This window comes from Pseudoalteromonas sp. T1lg23B, from assembly GCF_002964665.1.
Lineage (GTDB): Bacteria > Pseudomonadota > Gammaproteobacteria > Enterobacterales > Alteromonadaceae > Pseudoalteromonas.
On the sequence record NZ_PQBZ01000030.1, the window covers coordinates 315,364 to 333,051 of the forward strand.

The 17,688-nt window shown below is 43.1% G+C and carries 11 protein-coding genes and 1 pseudogene; 9 read left to right on the forward strand and 3 right to left on the reverse strand.

All coding sequences use genetic code 11. From position 1 onward, the window contains the following. Positions 1–7 precede the first annotated feature (7 nt). A complete protein-coding gene (locus tag C2M32_RS08150; protein WP_105167951.1) occupies positions 8–676 on the reverse strand; it encodes an Lcl C-terminal domain-containing protein in 669 nt (222 codons plus the stop codon). Then, positions 673–2,175, reverse strand: a complete 1,503-nt coding sequence (locus C2M32_RS08155) for an ethylbenzene dehydrogenase-related protein (protein ID WP_234401256.1) — start codon at positions 2,173–2,175, stop codon at positions 673–675. Before C2M32_RS08155 ends, C2M32_RS08150 begins: the two co-directional genes overlap by 4 nt. A gap of 178 nt (positions 2,176–2,353) precedes the next feature. On the opposite strand from C2M32_RS08155, the gene C2M32_RS08160 reads away from it, so the two are divergent. The 7 genes from C2M32_RS08160 (at position 2,354) to C2M32_RS08190 (ending at position 10,992) form a co-directional block, all read left to right on the forward strand. Further along, the gene (locus C2M32_RS08160; protein ID WP_105167952.1) at positions 2,354–3,538 is read left to right on the forward strand and encodes a GGDEF domain-containing protein; all 1,185 of its coding nucleotides are present in this window, start codon (positions 2,354–2,356) and stop codon (positions 3,536–3,538) included. A 79-nt stretch (positions 3,539–3,617) separates the two neighbouring features. Next, positions 3,618–4,673, forward strand: coding sequence for a DUF2066 domain-containing protein (locus C2M32_RS08165; protein ID WP_105167953.1), 1,056 nt, complete (start codon positions 3,618–3,620; stop codon positions 4,671–4,673). Continuing rightward, on the forward strand, positions 4,670–5,380 hold the full coding sequence (gene hda / locus C2M32_RS08170) for a DnaA inactivator Hda (protein ID WP_105167954.1): 711 nt from the start codon (positions 4,670–4,672) through the stop codon (positions 5,378–5,380). Before C2M32_RS08165 ends, hda begins: the two co-directional genes overlap by 4 nt. A 181-nt stretch (positions 5,381–5,561) precedes the next feature. Then, positions 5,562–6,542 carry a phenylalanine--tRNA ligase subunit alpha gene (pheS, locus tag C2M32_RS08175; protein ID WP_105167955.1) on the forward strand — a complete coding sequence of 327 codons (981 nt, stop codon included), beginning with the start codon at positions 5,562–5,564 and terminating at the stop codon, positions 6,540–6,542. Positions 6,543–6,558: 16 nt separating this feature from the next. After that, on the forward strand, positions 6,559–8,946 hold the full coding sequence (gene pheT / locus C2M32_RS08180) for a phenylalanine--tRNA ligase subunit beta (protein WP_105167956.1): 2,388 nt from the start codon (positions 6,559–6,561) through the stop codon (positions 8,944–8,946). A gap of 2 nt (positions 8,947–8,948) precedes the next feature. Beyond that, a complete protein-coding gene (gene ihfA / locus C2M32_RS08185; RefSeq protein WP_010362644.1) occupies positions 8,949–9,248 on the forward strand; it encodes an integration host factor subunit alpha in 300 nt (99 codons plus the stop codon). Positions 9,249–9,378: 130 nt separating this feature from the next. After that, entirely contained in the window at positions 9,379–10,992 is a 1,614-nt protein-coding gene (locus C2M32_RS08190) for an EAL domain-containing protein (RefSeq protein ID WP_105167957.1), read from the forward strand. A gap of 18 nt (positions 10,993–11,010) precedes the next feature. On the opposite strand, the pseudogene C2M32_RS08195 reads toward C2M32_RS08190, so the two are convergent. After that, a pseudogene (locus tag C2M32_RS08195) lies at positions 11,011–12,629 on the reverse strand (alpha-glucosidase family protein). A gap of 655 nt (positions 12,630–13,284) precedes the next feature. Here C2M32_RS08195 and C2M32_RS08200 point away from each other — a divergent pair. Both C2M32_RS08200 and C2M32_RS08205 read left to right on the forward strand, forming a co-directional pair. Then, positions 13,285–16,107, forward strand: a complete 2,823-nt coding sequence (locus C2M32_RS08200) for a TonB-dependent receptor (protein ID WP_105167958.1) — start codon at positions 13,285–13,287, stop codon at positions 16,105–16,107. A gap of 79 nt (positions 16,108–16,186) precedes the next feature. Beyond that, the gene (locus C2M32_RS08205) at positions 16,187–17,680 is read left to right on the forward strand and encodes a tryptophan halogenase family protein (RefSeq protein ID WP_105167959.1); all 1,494 of its coding nucleotides are present in this window, start codon (positions 16,187–16,189) and stop codon (positions 17,678–17,680) included. The last annotated feature ends 8 nt before the right edge of the window (positions 17,681–17,688 follow it).

The following is a 17,688-nucleotide window of genomic DNA, read 5'->3' on the forward strand; positions in this document are numbered from 1 at the left end:
TCCTATATTATTGTGTAGTTGAAGTGTCGCGACTGCTTAGCTGCGTGTGAGAGTAAGTCCCAGTGATATCGCTCACTAAGATAACAAATGCGGCGTTTCTATAGGGCAAAGAAACAACTTCACCACTATGGAAATTCACCGCTTTGGCACCTTGCTTAAGATGCGCAAATTGTTGCTGTAATTTGACTTTTGCCTTGCTTGTCCAGTAGTCACCTTTTTTAATATGTGCAAAGTAGTCATAGGCAATGTAAGGTTGACCGGGGCGTTTGGGCGGCTGTATCAAACTGGCCAATTCATACTCTGTTGGCAGTCGCCAGTTATTTTGGCCACAAAGCGCTTGTTGATTGGTATGACGGATAAGATCTTGGGTGTCGCAGCGCGCGTCTTCAAAGTAGCAGTCACCAAAATTTGCTTTTCCTAAGCCGTGGTCATACCAAGAGTATGTCCAGTAGCCATCATGAATTGATTCATCATCAGTTTTCACCTCCCACAATAGATTGTGCTGGTGGTCCAACACACAAGCCCATGGACCTTGCCAAGGAGAAAGTGCTTTGCCTTGTGCTGTTATTTTTGTATACCTAGGATGTGCAATGGGCTCAATGATCGTATCGCTGAAAATGACATAAACACCCGCAACGGCAACGATAAGCACTGAAATAAGAAATCTTTTAATCACAGAGAATACCTAAGTTTGATGGCCCGTTGGTGGCGAGTGTGAGCGATTTGGCTGCTATCGAAAGCCGAAACCCAGATACAGGTATCGTTATTGAGGGCCACATCATATTTAGACTGGGTTTGATTTTGTCTGACTAACTCCAAGGTCCAAAAGCCATCATGCCAATGGCCTTTGGCTCGTACGTCAGCGCGGTCGCCTTCGAACCGGTTGGAGCGGTAGAGCACCGAGCTTAAGTGTGTACCAATAGGGTAGATGTCCTTTGATTGGTGGTAGGGCTGCGAGCCAAACCAAGGCAGAACCGGTTTATCATCGTTGCCACTGTGGGTGGGCAACCTTTTTGGGGTGATAGAACTGGGTGAATACCACTGCCAATTCATGACGTAAGCGCCGCTCTCTTTACCATCTGTTTGATAGCCGGCTTTGTAGCGTCGCTGACCACTTAGAGGTTCGGCTAGAGGGCCAATATAGTTGTCATCGGCTAGCACCATATCGTTGGTTCGCACGGCTTTCCAATGCCATAGGTCGCGTACTTTTCCATCTAAGCTGGCATGATAACCTTTACCGTGCCAGTTAGCCGGTTTATCCGCAAATGGCTTTTTGCCCAAGTGACTGGTGCCATCAGCTCCAATATCACAGCTGTTTGAAAGCATCACTGCAAATTTATCTTCATAATAACTTTGCTCATCAAATAGATAGAAGCCGTTTTCTTTCACCTTCCAACCTTGTGATGTTTTTGTTAGAGGTAAGTGCTGCAAACTTTTGGTTGGATCTGCCCAGCGAAATAAAAAAAACGTCTCGTGTTGATTGCTCAGTGCTTTTATCTGTACTTGAGTATGGCCGTTAGCAAAGTTAGCGCCGTTGGCAGTATCAATGATGAATGTATGTGCATTTTGCCATTGGGGCTCATTGGCTAAACCGTCGATTTCCATTAGCACTTGGGTCGAAATGGGGGTGATATTTAATGTGTGTGTTAGCGAATTAATGAAGAAAAATAGTACTCCTGTACAAAGGCTTAATGCCGCAAGCAACTTATAAGGCACATGTTTGCTGCTCATCAGCAGAATTTTCTTAAAGGCTTTGCAACCAAATTGCATTATGTACACCCAACTATGTAGCAATAAGTAGGCGACAATGGCTACTGCGCTGTAATAATGTAGCGATACAATGTGTTCGGGAGTTAAATCAAAATAATTTAATAAGCCACTTATTAAACAAATGGTTAGGCTGACATGCCCCAACCATGTAACCACACGATGATAGCGGCTTTGTGATGTTACGCGACCGATGCTCATTCTAAAATACAAATAATACACACTCAGGGATAACAGCAGACTTGCAGATAGCAAGTGTAAATTGTGGACTTGGCCAGAGGGGAGCAGGGCTGCAATGGTTAATAAGTAGGGCTTGGTCAAAGTTGCAATACGAAAGCCCGAAAGCAAACTTAGCGTAATTGCAAATATAGCAGCGGTATGTAAAAGAATAAAAATTGAACGTCGCACGAAATATCACTGGTAAAATAAATGTAAATTTATATTACAGTTTATTTACGTTGTGTGAAGGGCTGATGACAATCTATTAATTATCAAAGTATTTTTAGAGAGTTTTTAGCTAAAGCGAGATCCTATCCTATACTCAACATAATCAGATGTACGCGTTTTATCTTCACTAGAGAGGGCGATGCCTGTGTCAAAAATAGCGAATGACAGCGTTATTGACAGCATGACAGATATCGTTGCTTGTTTGAATACGAGTGATTCGATACAGCGCTTCTTGCTGGATATTCATTGTATATTACAAAAAGTCACCTACGCGGATAATTTTTATGTTGTGTTGTTCGGTCGCGAAGGCACGTTACACTTTCCGTATTTTCATGATGTGATGGATGATGTTAGGGCCGAAGATTTAGAAGACATCGACCTGAATGTGGTTGAACAAACGCTGACAGGTTATGCCATAAGTCAGCGTAAAATTTGTAACTTTACTGAGCAAGACATACAGCAACTAATAAACTCCGGCGAATTACAGGTATTGGGCTCTATGCCCAAACAATGGTTATGCTTTCCATTACTGAATCGTAGCTCTTATCTTGGCGCATTCATCATACAATCTTATCGTAATGAGCATGAATATTCAGGTGTGATTGTCGACGTACTTTTTACCATTAGCCACGTTATCTCCTCTGCTTTAGATGCGTTTAATAATCAACGCGCTTTACTCGAAGCAAATGAAGCGTTGCAAATTTATCAAAGAGAGCTAGAAGAGCGAGTGCAGGCTCGCACCCAAGAGTTACAACAGAGTTTGGAAGAAGTTCGCTTGGAAGTGACTAAGCGTGAGCAGTTGCAGCAGCAATTAGAATATGAATCGTTACACGATAACTTAACGGGTTTGGCAAATAGAAAATATCTGTTTAAAGAGTTATCTAGGCTAGCCGCCAAATCACAGCGCTCTAACTTAGAAATCTATGTGTTGTATATTGATTTAGATGATTTTAAACCGATCAATGACAATTATGGTCATAAAGCGGGTGATATCGTCCTACAAACCGTAGCGAAAAGATTGCTAGCAGAAGTTAGAAGTTACGATTTGGTTTCTCGCCTTGGTGGTGATGAGTTTGTGGTGTTGATGACTGAGCCACTTCATTTTGGGGTATTGCAGCAAGTTTGTGAAAGACTCCTTCAGACGGTCTGTATGCCAGTTGAGATAAGTGAAAATAACCGAGTTCAATGTGGTTGCAGTATTGGCGTAACGGGGAATTATGCTCAGCCTTTCAGCGCTGAGGCAATTTTACATCAAGCGGATGATGCACTTTATCAGGCAAAGAATAATGGCAAAAAGCAAATCTCTTTTTCGGTGTCAAAGTAGAGTCAAACGGTTTTAAGACTTTGCTTTAGTCGGGCTTTGCTTTAGGATCAAACCATAAAGATTTCCTGTAGCTTAAGTTATGGTATTGAGAATACTATTTATTTTTTGTTGGTTGTGGTCATTTCATGGTAACGCAGTAGAGGTGACAGATTTATATCAAAGCGAGCTTTATGTCACCGACAAAAGCCGCGATACACGCGTCGAAGCCAGCAAAAAAGCGTTATACAACGTGATAAAAAAACTCACGGGCCGTCATGAGGGCGGAGATTCTGAGCTAATTAAACAAGCAATGCGTTCTATTTCTGACTATATGCTCAAATATGAGTATTTAGACGCCGAAGATGGCACAGTCAAAATCCGTGTGAAGTTTGAGCCAACAAGAGTTGAGGAGTTAGTTCGGGATGCTCAGTTACCACTTTGGGGAAACCGTAGACCACTGATCGCGATTTGGCTTGCTATTGAAGACAATTTTCGGCGCGAATTCGTAACGCAAGATAGTTACCCACAGCTAGAACGCTTAATTTATGATACCGCTTCAGAGTGGGGAGTGCCTGTCATCGTGCCACTGCTAGATCTTGATGATCTAGCCAAAGTAAGTGTTGCGGAAGTTTGGGGTAATTTCTCCGAACCAGTAGAGCTGGCATCGCAAAGATACAATGCGGAACGTGCTATTACTGCACGCATGTTCCAGCAGCGCAATAGTAGTAGCTGGCAGTTAGAGTGGCGCTACACCGATGCAGATATGTTTGAAGTGAATAAATTGGTGGGCGATAAGCAACAGATACTCATCAGGATGGTGAACGACTTTTCATCGGCGTTAGCAAAAAACTATGCCATAGACCCTAATGTTACTTTGGCGACCCAAACGACTTCTTTATTGGTCGATAATTTGAAAACATTTGCGTCAATAGAGTTGGCAAAAAGACAGTTGGCAAGTTTAAGTACCGTGGTTGATGTGGATGTAATTTATCGTTCAGCAGATCTGGTGAGATTTGAGATAAAACATAGTTCCACGTTAGAAGATCTTGTTAAATCTTTAAATCTAGAGCAAGCATTTAGCATCTATGTTGATCCCCACGCGTTTTATCAAATCGCAAATGCTTCGAATTTACGCTACAGCTGGGTAGGCCAGTGATGAACAACGAACCCATGCAAATGGCGTTGCCAGTTACGCTTCCGGATGATGAAACGTTTGAGTCTTACTTTGGTGGCGCTCAGTCTTTAGAGGTAAATCATCTAAAGGCGTCATTAAGTAATTTAGACAAAAGCTTTCAATATACTTACTTATGCGGTTTGGCCGACTCAGGCAAATCACATTTGCTCTATGCAACGTGTATTCATGCTCAGGAAATGGGGTTATCAACGATTCTACTGAGTTTAAGAGAAGTAATAGATTTTGGCCCAGCGGTCTTAGATGGCTTGGAATCGCTGGACGTTGTGTGTATCGATGACGTGCATTTAGTCGCAGGCATTGAACATTGGGAAAAAGCCCTGTTTAACTTTTTTAATCGATTCAATGAGCCTCGTAAGTGTTTGGTTGTGACCGCAGATCTATTGCCTAACATGTTGAATATTAACCTTCCTGATCTAGAATCTCGCTTGGCATGGGGGACGACATTTCAGATTCGCTCCATGAGCGATGATGATAAAGCCGAAGCGCTGGTTAAACGAGCAAACATGCGAGGCCTAGAACTGAGTGACGAATGTGCGCGTTTTTTACTTACTAGGTTGAGCCGTGACATGCGTGCGCTGCTAGATGTGCTAGACAAACTTGACCACGCATCAATGGCAGCCCAACGAAAGCTGACCATTCCTTTTATTAAAACCACGCTGCGATTATGATGAATTTGCAGGTAAAGTGGGTGAATTTCTCTTAGATTTACCCTAAAGGTGCAAGTTTTTACAAATATTCACCCACAATAGTAAACTGAACCCTAGTTAGGGCTAGAATCTAGTCCTTGCTTTCAGTTATCATACGCGATTAATACAACAGCAAATTACCTCCATAAAGATCAGGTATAGAATGAACTTAGAGAATATTTTAGCGCAAGCGTTAGAAGCCGTATCGGTAGCCCGCGAAATTGCGCACCTTGAGGATGTCCGAGTTAATTACCTTGGTAAAAAAGGTGAGATCACAGGATTACTAAAAACACTGGGCACACTCGCACCAGAAGAGCGAAAAGAAGCCGGAGCCGTTATCAATCAGGCTAAAACTCAGGTGCAAGATGCAATAAATGAAAAGCGCGAGCAGTTGACTCAGCAGGCGCTTGAGAAAAAGTTGGCGGCAGAAACAATAGATGTAACTTTGCCTGGCCGCAATATGCCAATTGGTGGTGTGCATCCAGTAACACGCACAATAGAGCGCATCGAATCATTCTTTGGTGAACTAGGGTTTGCTGTTAAATCTGGTCCAGAAGTTGAAGATGATTTTCATAACTTTGACGCGCTAAATATTCCTGAACATCACCCAGCACGTGCCGATCACGATACATTTTACTTCAATCCTAAATTAGTATTGCGTACTCAAACCAGTGGTGTACAAATCCGTACGATGGAAACGCAGCAGCCACCGTTGCGTATTATTTCTCCAGGTCGTGTATACCGCAATGATTACGATCAAACTCACACGCCTATGTTCCATCAGGTGGAAGGTTTGATGGTTGATACCGATGTGAGCTTTACTGAACTCAAAGGTATTTTGCACGACTTTTTACGTAACTTCTTTGAAGAAGATATGGAAATTCGCTTCCGTCCATCTTACTTCCCGTTTACAGAGCCTTCAGCTGAAGTTGATGTGAAGGGCAAAAATGGAAAATGGTTAGAAGTACTTGGTTGTGGCATGGTGCACCCAAATGTGCTGCGTTCTGTTGGTATTGACCCACAAAAGTATACAGGTTTTGCTTTTGGTATGGGCGTTGAGCGTTTAACCATGCTGCGTTACGGCGTAAACGACTTACGTGCATTTTTCGAAAACGATTTAAAATTCCTAAACCAATTCAGATAAGAGCGAAGTTAACAATATGAAATTTAGTGAAAAGTGGTTACGCGAGTGGGTTAATCCAGCCATTGATACTGAGACTCTATCTGAACAGCTATCTATGGCAGGTTTAGAAGTAGATGGATTAGATGCCGTAGCAGGTGACTTCTCTGGCGTGGTAATCGGTGAAGTGGTTGAGTGTGGTCAACACCCAGATGCAGACAAATTGCGTGTTACCAAAGTGAATGTTGGCGAAGATGAATTGCTGGATATCGTTTGTGGTGCAGCAAACTGTCGAACCGGACTTAAAGTCGCAGTAGCCAAAGTTGGTGCAGTACTGCCAGGTGACTTTAAAATTAAAAAGGCTAAGCTACGCGGTCAACCTTCGCACGGAATGCTATGTGCGTTTGAAGAGCTTGGTATGGCTGAAAGCTCTGACGGTATTTTGGAGCTACCGAGTGATGCGCCAATTGGTCAATGTATCCGTGAATATTTTTCGTTAGACGATGTAACGATTGATGTTGATCTGACTGCTAACCGCAGTGACTGTTTAGGTATCAAAGGCTTAGCACGTGAAGTAGGGGTACTTAACTCTCTTGATGTTACTCCTGTAGAAATCACAGCAGTGCAGCCGACAATTGACGATAAAATCAGTATTGAACTGGTTAACAGTGCTTCATGTCCGCGCTATTTAGGTCGTATCATCAAAGGTATTAACCTTGACGCAACCACACCACTTTGGATGGTTGAAAAGTTACGTCGCTCAGGCGTACGTTCAATAGACCCAGTTGTTGACGTAACCAACTATGTGTTGCTTGAGCTGGGTCACCCAATGCATGCATTTGATTTGAATGCGATTGAAGGTGGCATTAAGGTACGTAACGCCAATGAAGGAGAGGAATTAGTACTACTTGACGGAAACACTGCGAAGCTCAATCCGACCACATTATTAATTGCCGATGACAAAAAAGCACTCGCAATGGCTGGGATTTTTGGTGGTGAAGCGTCGGGTGTTACATCAAACACTCAAGACATTCTTCTTGAAAGCGCATTTTTCGCGCCTTTGGCAATTGCTGGTCAAGCACGTAGCTATGGTTTGCACACTGATGCATCTCACCGCTATGAGCGTGGTGTTGACTACAAGCTGCAGCGTGATGCGATGGAGCGTGCGACAGCATTACTCTTAGAAATCGTTGGTGGTCAGGCAGGTCCTGTTGTTGAAGCAGTATCAGAAGCTGATTTACCTAAAGAAAAGTCAGTGACTTTACGCCGTGCTCGTCTAGATAAAGTGATCGGTTATCATATTGAAGACGCCAAAGTAACCGATATTCTTACGCGCCTTGGTCTGAGTGTGAGCTTTGCAGAAGATATGTGGCAGGCTCAAGTGCCTAGTTATCGTTTTGATATCAGTATCGAAGAAGATCTGATTGAAGAAGTTGCACGTGTTTTTGGTTACAACAATATTCCAAATGTTGCGCCAAAGGCTGCCTTAAAGATGACGAACCACAATGAGGCTGATGTGTCGGTATCACGTATGCGCAACGAACTGGTTGCACGTGGTTACCAAGAAGCTATCACTTATAGTTTCGTAGAGCCCAAAGCGCAAAAGTTATTACACCCAGAATCGGACGCATTGATACTGCCGCACCCAATTTCCGTGGAAATGTCAGCGATGCGTGTAAGCTTGATGACAGGGTTAATTAATGCCGTGGTGTACAACCAAAACCGCCAGCAATCACGTATTCGTTTATTTGAGCATGGTCTTAAATTCTTAAAAGATGAGTCAGCGGAGAACGGTGTTGCCCAAGTTGCTGTTTTAGGTGGTATTGTTTATGGTAATACCCACAATGAGCACTGGTCAGTCGCATCGCGTCCAGCAGACTTTTTCGATGTTAAAGGGGACGTTGAAGCCCTACTTGCGTTGACTAATGATAGCGCGCGTTTTAGCTTCAAAGCTGAGCCGTGTGATGGGTTGCACCCAGGTCAGTCTGCGGCAATTTATTTTGATGATACAAAAGTTGGCTTTATTGGCGCTATTCATCCACAATTACAAAAGTCTCTAGGTTTGAATAGCACGGCCTATGTGTTTGAAGTTGAAGTGGATGCATTGAGTACACGTAAGTTGCCAGAAGCAGTAAGTGTGTCTAAATTTCCATCAAATCGAAGAGATATCGCTATTTTAGTTGCAGATGATGTAAAAATAGGCGATATTTTAGATAGCATTGAGAAAGTTGGCGGAAATCAATTAGTTGACCTAAACTTATTCGATGTGTATAAGGGCAAAGGTATTGAGCCAGATTTTAAGAGTTTGGCGATTGCTCTTACACTACAAGCGGTTGATAGAACACTCGAAGAGAAAGACATCAATCAAGTTGTAGACAACGTGGTGGCCGAACTGGCCAAACAATTTAATGCATCGTTGAGGGACTAGATATGGCGCTTACTAAAGCCGACATAGCTGAACACCTATTTGAAAAATTGGGGATAAATAAAAAGGATGCCAAAGACTTAGTTGAAGCGTTTTTTGAAGAAATCCGCTCAGCGCTTGAAAAAGGAGAGCAGGTTAAGCTCTCTGGATTTGGTAACTTTGATCTCCGTGACAAAAAAGAGAGACCGGGTCGAAACCCTAAAACAGGTGAAGACATTCCAATCTCTGCGCGTCGCGTAGTAACTTTCCGTCCAGGCCAAAAACTGAAGACTCGCGTCGAAGTTGGTACTAGTAAAGAAAGTTGATATTTTTTAAAAGTTGAAGCTATTCCTAAGGCCTTGAGTTCACGCTCGAGGCCTTTTGTTTTGTCATAAAAAAGTCATAAACCTTCACTAAACTGTCACCTTTCATATATGGCAGGCTGAGGTTTGAATCATGCCAAGGGCACGTTTTATTGCAAAGCAGTTAAAAAATATTGTGTTTGCTTGGTTGGCTTGCAGTATTGTGTTTGGAATATTGCTCGGTGTATTTTACATACAGCATCGAGATGCCGAGCAGTTGCATATTCAAAGTATTGCCCAAAAGGTTCACTTCGAACTGAATACTCAACTTAAAGAAATCGATACATTTTTGCGTCAGGCGGAATCGCTTGATGTTACTTGTCCGCAAGAAACATTGTTTCGTCTAAGGCAACAGGTATTTAAAAACCCTGCAATGAGTGAGATTGGCATTGTTAACCAAAAAGGCCAATTGTTGTGTAACACCTATGGTGTGCTTAATCCGCCCATTCAGACAACTGAGCCCGTAAAAAGCGATGGGCTTCGTTACCATGGCCCAATCATCAGTGAATATATGGAAATGTCAGCCTTTGTATTGGCTAGAACGAGACAAGATGGCTATGAAGTCAATGTACTGTTACCGAGCGATTGGCTGCGCCATACGCTTGATTTAAAGCAATATTCACAACTCGATTTTATTGCTCTGGTGGACAGTGAAACAGGGGTGCCTATTTTATTACAGGGCCACTATAGTTTACCGCTGCATCAATCACTATTTCCTATTGGGCATCCGTTACAGGCACATGGTAAGTTTGATGATGGGAACAGTAAATACCTGTTTGCCAAGCCTCTTGACTCTCTTTCTAGGCTTTCCGTGGTTGCTTCAAGCAATAGCAGTCCAATTTTGACTATCCAATCAACTCGTTTTATCGTGCTCTTGGTTGTATACGTGGCTGTTTGGGGGTTGCTTAGCTATCTTCTTTACTTCATTGAAAAACGGCAATTGAGTTTGAAATTCCAATTGAAACACGCGATCGCTCAGCGTCAGCTATTCAATGTTTATCAGCCGCTTATAGATGCAAAAACGCAAAAAATGGTCGGTGTAGAAGTGCTTATTCGCTGGCAACATCCAAGTGAAGGTGAGTTGGGACCTGCTTATTTTATTCCAGAAGCCGAAAGAAGTGGTGCAATCGTTGAAATTTCCATTGCTCAAGTAAACAATGCAGTTGAGGAACTGGCCCCGTTGCTGGCGTTGAACCCACAGCTTAAGGTCTCATTTAATGTCAATGGTCAGTTATTGAGTTGCGCTGCTTACTTAGCCACTTTGGAGCAGGCGAAGCAGCATATTCGTTCATTAACAATAGAGCTAACCGAGCGAGATGTACTATCTCAGGCGCAAGTTAAACACACGCTAGAGCAGCTAGTTGTGCAGGGCATTGAAGTAGCTGTTGATGACTTCGGAACAGGGTATAGTGGCTTGCAATATTTACAGAGCTTTCCAATTGATTTATTAAAAATAGATCAAAGCTTTGTGGCTTCTATTGGACTAGATAACTTGCAATCTCCGGTCCTTAATGCGGTGATAGAGATGGCAACCAAACTGAATAAAAAGTTGATAGCAGAGGGTGTTGAAACAGCTTATCAGGCAGACTATTTACTCAAGCAGGGAGTGGAAGTACATCAGGGTTGGTTGTACGCTAAAGCATTGGCTATTGAAGCGTTGATTGCGATGGTAAAAAGGGAGTCATCAACACTCCCTTTATACGCTTAATTGTGATGGTTTTAGCAATTATAGCGCAGCAAAGTAGCAGCCATAGCTAGGCATGGTTAGGGTACCCGCATCAAGCGTGCAGTTGTGATGCTGCAACTCGGTGTGTTCAGAGCGGATCTCGTCACCTAATTTCAAGGTTTGCGGTTCGCCGCTTAGGTTAAATATGCACAATATACGCTGCTGCTCATAGTGGCGATAAAAAGCCAAGATTGGCTCAGGTGTGTCAATAAACTCAATGTCACCATATTGTAAGGCGGGCATTGTTTTGCGCCAAGCCATAAAATGTTGAAAGCGTTTTAACACGGAATCTTCTGCTTGTAGCTGAACATCAACCGCAAGCGCTTGATGTTGCTGTTCAACGGGTAGCCAAGCAGCCTGTGTGCTAAATCCAGCATAGGGTTGCTCTAACTGCCATGGCATCGGTGTCCTGCAGCCATCACGACCTTTAAAGTTGGGCCAAAAGGTTATGCCATATGGGTCTTGTAGGTCCTCAAACGCAACCTGTGCTTCACCTAAACCTAACTCTTCACCTTGATACATACATACACTGCCACGCAGTGAACCAAGCAGAGCTGTTAACATACTGACTTGTTTAGGGTCGGTATTACCTGTTGGATTCCAGCGACTGGCAACGCGTTCCACGTCATGGTTGCTAAACGCCCAGCATGGCCAGCCTTGCGTCATTACGGACTCTAGGGTACTCACTGTCTCACGAATATACTGTGCGCTGTAGTCTTTGGTGAGTAATTCAAAACTATAACCCATATGCAACTTATCACCGTCAGCGGTGTATTCTGCCATGGTTTGTAGTGAATCTTCTGATGAGATCTCACCTAAGCTCACGGTGCCGGGATAGCGGTCTAACAAGCTACGGATCTCTTGCATAAATGACAGATTTTCCGGCTGTGTATTGTTGTAGTAATGGTATTGAAACGCGTAAGGGTTATCTTCACTAAAGCCACGTCCTTGACGAAGTTCTTTAGGTTTTGCAGGGTTATCACGCAATTGTGCATCGTGATAACAGAAATTGATCGCATCCAACCGAAAGCCATCAACGCCTTTTTTCAGCCAAAACTCTACATTATCCAAAACGGCTTTACGCACGTCTGGGTTGTGAAAGTTCAAATCAGGCTGTTCAGTTAAAAAGTTGTGTAAGTAATACTGACAACGTCTTGGTTCCCACTGCCAAGCTGTGCCACCAAAGATAGATAGCCAGTTATTTGGTGCGCTGCCATTGGCTTGGCGTCGGCCCAAACATACCAATCAGCCTTATCGTTGTGAGTATTTTCACGGCTTTCAATAAACCATTGGTGCTCATTAGACGTGTGGCTAAGTACCTGATCAATAATTATCTTAATGTCGCGCTGGTGTGCTTGTGCTATTAAAGTATCAAAATCATCCAGATTGCCAAACATAGGGTCAATATCGCGATAGTCGCTAATATCATAGCCAAAGTCTTTCATAGGAGACTTAAAGAACGGTGAGATCCAGATAGCATCTACGCCAAGTGACTTTATATAATCTAATCGATTTATGATCCCTGGCAAATCGCCAATACCATCGCCATTTGTATCTTGAAAACTGCGAGGGTAGATCTGATAGATAACCGCACCTTTCCACCATTGCTGTTGAGCCATGTATATTCTCCAAGTTTCTGCTCAATACTGCCATTTATGAAGGAAGTTTTGTAAATCGAACCAACACAAGGGCATTAATGGCAAAAAGCATACGTTATCGCCCAAATACTGTAAAAAGGTTGCATACGTATGCATCATAAATACCGAAATTGGAGGCAAAAATTGAACGTGGAAAAGTTAAGATGGTTGCTGTAAGAAAAGTTTACCAATTATGTCTTAATCGGGTAGGTTGGCTGCTTTTATCAAAGAATGAGGGTTGATAGAGTGGCCTGAAATGGTAAGACCAATTTATCATTGTGGAAAGGGGAATAGATAACACACACTAATGCTATTACTTTTTTATGACAAAAAAAAGAAATCAGGTTAAGTTTGCAGCAAAAAAGCGCTATATATTTGTGATCAGAAAATTTATCTTTCAAATATATTAATGTCTTTTAAAACATAATGTTAATCTTGTTTCGTGTGAAATAAATGTAAACTTAGTGAAGTTGACTATAGTTTGAATACGTATGCATAAAGTTGTTTATAAAATTAGCTCAGCGCTAATATGCATCCTGACAACAAAAGTAGCTGAACATCGATGCGCTTGTTATCCAAGCAGGCAGAAAAGAAAAAAGATGGTTCGGTATAAATTGGGTAATTGGGATAAAACACTATGTCTATGTTCAAACCAAGTATGTTTACACTGGCACTGATGAGTGCAGGTGTTGTTTCACATTCTGCGTATGCAGTTGAAGAAACTGCAAAAGCACAAGAAGATCAAAAAGTAGAAGTGATAGAAGTTAAAGGTTTTCGTGCCAGTGTTGTTGAATCAATCAACACGAAGCGCTTTTCTTCTGAAGTCGTTGAATCAATTTCTGCGGAAGACATAGGTAAATTACCTGATTCTTCAATCGCTGAGTCAATTGCTCGCTTACCAGGGTTAACTGCACAACGTCTTGATGGCCGTGCCAGCAAAGTAAGCGTACGTGGTTTTGGTGAGGATGAAAGTGCCACCACCTTTAATGGTCGTGAGCAAGTTTCAATCTCTGATAACCGTGGTGTTGAATTTGACTTATATCCTTCAGAGGTAATGAGCGGCGTTACGGTTTATAAAACACCGAGTGCGAACCTAGAAGCGGAAGGTATTGCTGGTGTGATTGACATGCAAACTATCAAACCACTGAGTGTTGATGAGCGTGTTTTCCAACTAAATACCATGTATGAAAAAACCAGTTTTGATAAGTTGAACCCAGACGGTGAAGATGCAGGTCTGCGTGGTACTTTCTCTTATGTAGACAAATTTGCTGATGACACAATTGGTGTCGCGCTGGCGCTGACGACCATGACATCGCCAAACCAAGAAAAACGTTGGAACGCGTGGGGTTACCCTGAATTTGAAGCCGATGGTAAGCAATACTCAATCTTAGGTGGTGCTAAGCCATTTGTACGCTCTTCAACGCTTGAGCGTGATTCTGTGATGTTCGTATTTGAGGCTGCACCAAGTGATAACCTATCAATGGTTTTCGATGCGCTATACGTTGACTTCAAAGATGAAAAGATTCTACGTGGTATTGAAATTCCATTTGCGTGGGGTCAAGGTGCAATCTCTGGTGAAACAGCAACAGTAGACGAAGCAACAGGCTTTGTAACGAGTGCTGTCACGCAAGGGCAACGTGTTGTGGTCCGTAACGACTACGAAGACCGTGAAGCCGAGTTAAGTGCATTCGGTTTCAATACCAAATACAACGTGAATGAATCTTTAACGTTGGAATTTGATGCTAGTCATTCTAGCGTTGAGAAGAGAATTTGGAGTTTAGAGAGCTACTCTGGCACTGGGCGTGGTAATGACCGAGGTGCAGCTGATAACCTAGGGTATGCTTTCTCTGGTGGTAACACGGGTGCACAGTTTAGTCATGAGTTGGATTACAGTGACTATGACTTAATTAAAATTGGCGGCCCATTGTCTTGGGGTTGGAGTTCGGCACTGAACGAAAAGTATGGTGTTGTGGGCTCAGAAAATGCTGAGGGTGAATATGAATATCACCCATATGAAAATCAGCTACAAGATGGCTTCATTAACGCCCCGACCATTGAAGATGAACTCAATGCACTGAAACTTGCAGCAAAACAAGCGCTAGACAATGAATTCGTGAGCAGCGTGGAGTTCGGCTTGTCATACCGTGACCGAGAAAAGTCTAAAATGTCGGAAGGTTACTTCATGACGGTAGCGGGTTTCTCTTACCCTGACAACCCAGGTATGTTGAGTGTTCCAGAGCAATACCGCCTTGGTACAGCAAACCTAGATTTCATTGGTATGGGTAACATGATTGCCTATGATTCGCGTGCAATGGTTGCTGATGGACAGTTCGATTTGTTGGCTGAAAGCTTAACTAACCCAAGCCACGCAACGATGTCATGGACAGTTGAAGAGCAAGTGACAGCTGCTTTTGTACAAGCAAACATTAATGCTGAAATCGCAGGTTTCCCAGTGACTGGTAATGCAGGTTTACGCTACGTAAAAACTGAGCAAACTGGTAAAGGTAATGCGTTCGACACCGTTGATGGTAAAGTAGTTACAACACCAACGCACGTTGAGCATGATTACTCACACTTGTTACCAAGCTTGAACTTGTCAGTGGCAATTGACGAAATGCAAACGGTACGTTTTGGTGCTGCGAAAACGATTTCTCGTCCTCGCCTTGATGAGATGAACGCGTCAATCAGTGCTAAATACAACCAGCGCCCTGATGAAAATGGCAATAACTGGGAAGTATCAGGTGGTAATCCAACACTTGAGCCAAAAGAAGCAATTGGTTTTGACTTAACGTATGAAAACTACTTCAGTGCTGAAGGTTACTTCTCTGTTGCGTTGTTCCACAAAGAACTAAAAGAGTGGATTTTTGACGGAACTTACGAAATTGACATGACAGGTGTTGTTGACCCTGTATCTGGTGAAGTTCCGCCTAACGCTGGTGGTTCTGGTAAAGGTAAAGTCAATGGCGGTGGCGGTGACCTGTGGGGTTATGAACTGTCGGTTGCATTACCGTTTAATATCTTCCACGACTCTCTTGAAGGCTTTGGTATTATCGCTAGCCACACTGGAGTTAAGTCAGATATCGAAGATCCTAATGGTAATGAGTATGAATTACCGGGCTTATCTGACCGGATTCAAAGCTTAACATTCTATTACGAGAACTACGGCTTCCAAGCGCGTACAAGTATGCGTAAGCGTAGTGAGTTTAAAGGTGATGTATACGGACTTGGTTTTAAAACTGTTCAAGTAGATATTTTAGGCGAAACTATTTGGGACGCACAGTTTGGTTATGACTTTGGTGAAGGTGGCTTTGAGCAGTTGGATGGCTTGTCAGTAAGCTTCCAAATTCAAAACATCACAGAAGAACCGTTTACAGCGCTTTCTGGTGATAACGCACTACAAGTTCGTGACTACCAAGATTATGGTCGCACTTACATGTTAGGTTTAAGCTATAAGTTTTAATCGCTGACACGCGAGTAAAGCAAAGCCCTTGTCTCAACCACAAGGGCTTTTTTGTATCAAGCTATGGTGAGGATGTGTTATGTCTACACAACAGATAAAAAACGTTGTCATTGTTGGAGGGGGAACCGCTGGTTGGTTAAGTGCATCTTTTTTAGCCAAAGTCATGGGGAATCTTATCAACATAACGGTGTTAGAGTCAGCGGATATCAGTACCGTTGGCGTTGGTGAAGCAACCATTCCACCTTTGCAGCCTTTTAACAGTGCGATGGGTATCAATGAAGCTGAGTTTATCAAGGAAACAAAAGCGACCATCAAGCTTGGTATTCAATTTGAGGGTTGGGGTGCGAAAGACAGCAGCTATATGCATGCATTTGGTGCCATCGGTAAGGACTTTCCATTTTGTGAATTTCATAATCATTGGCTGTATGCCCAGCAGCAGGGCATAGCTGGAGATTTTTGGGATTACTCTTTAAATTATCAAGCGGCAAAGCACCACAAATTTTCCAAGCTCAATGCGATTCCGGGCACTAAGCTACCGGGTATTTCTTATGCTTATCACTTTGATGCGGGGTTATACGCCAAGTTTCTGGCTCACCACGCGAAAAAACTGGGGGTGGGTCATATTCAAGGAACGGTTAGGCGTGTCATTAAAGATGAAACATCGGGCAATATTACGGCACTTGAACTGAATAACATTCAACAAGTACAGGGTGATTTGTTTATTGATTGCACCGGCATGCATGCTCTACTGATAGACCAGGCGTTGAACAGCGGGTTTGAGGATTGGTCGCATTGGTTACCGTGTGACAGCGCTTTAGCGGTTCCCTGTGAGCATGCGAGCTCAGACATTGCGCCCTATACCCGCTCAATTGCCCACGAGGCTGGCTGGCAGTGGCAAATTCCGTTGCAGCATCGTATTGGCAATGGTTTAGTTTATGCCAGTAAACACATGAGTGATGAGCAAGCCAAAGAAAAGCTACTTGGTAATTTACCGGGTAAAGCTTTAGCTGAGCCTAAATTAATTCGTTTTAGAACTGGGCGACGACTTACGCCTTGGCATAAAAATGTGGTGGCGATAGGACTGTCGAGTGGATTTTTGGAACCCCTTGAATCGACGAGTATTCACCTAATTCAAACCGCCATTGTGCGATTGGTTAAGTTATTTCCTCATCATGGCATCGAAGCCAGTCAAGTCGCCTTGTATAACCAGCAATCGAAGACTGAGTTTGAGCGTATTCGAGACTTTATCATTTTACATTACAAGCTCAATGAACGTAATGATTCAGACTTTTGGCGTCAGTGCCAAAACATGGAGATCCCAGCCAGTTTGCAGCAAAAGATAGCGCTGTTCAAAGAAACGGGTAAGTTACTTCGTGAAGATGATGAGTTATTCGCTGAGGTGGCGTGGCAGCAAGTGTTTATTGGTCAGGGGCTCAGACCAAAACAGCTACACCCGTTATTGCATGCACTGACCGACCAACAAAGACAAGAGTTATTCAGTAGTCTCAGAACCTTAATCGAGCAGACTGTGGCAGCCATGCCCACACACACGCAATTTTTGGCGGACAATTAATCGATGAA

What these genes read in the sequence shown, in the direction of transcription:
- C2M32_RS08160 (WP_105167952.1), top strand. Translation starts at nt 2,354, where the DNA reads ATGCCTGTGTCAAAAATAGCGAATGACAGCGTTATTGACAGCATGACA.
- C2M32_RS08205 (WP_105167959.1), top strand. Translation starts at nt 16,187, where the DNA reads ATGTCTACACAACAGATAAAAAACGTTGTCATTGTTGGAGGGGGAACC.
- C2M32_RS08165 (WP_105167953.1), top strand. Translation starts at nt 3,618, where the DNA reads ATGGTATTGAGAATACTATTTATTTTTTGTTGGTTGTGGTCATTTCAT.
- C2M32_RS08190 (WP_105167957.1), top strand. Translation starts at nt 9,379, where the DNA reads ATGCCAAGGGCACGTTTTATTGCAAAGCAGTTAAAAAATATTGTGTTT.
- C2M32_RS08200 (WP_105167958.1), top strand. Translation starts at nt 13,285, where the DNA reads ATGTCTATGTTCAAACCAAGTATGTTTACACTGGCACTGATGAGTGCA.
- ihfA (WP_010362644.1), top strand. Translation starts at nt 8,949, where the DNA reads ATGGCGCTTACTAAAGCCGACATAGCTGAACACCTATTTGAAAAATTG.
- pheS (WP_105167955.1), top strand. Translation starts at nt 5,562, where the DNA reads ATGAACTTAGAGAATATTTTAGCGCAAGCGTTAGAAGCCGTATCGGTA.
- pheT (WP_105167956.1), top strand. Translation starts at nt 6,559, where the DNA reads ATGAAATTTAGTGAAAAGTGGTTACGCGAGTGGGTTAATCCAGCCATT.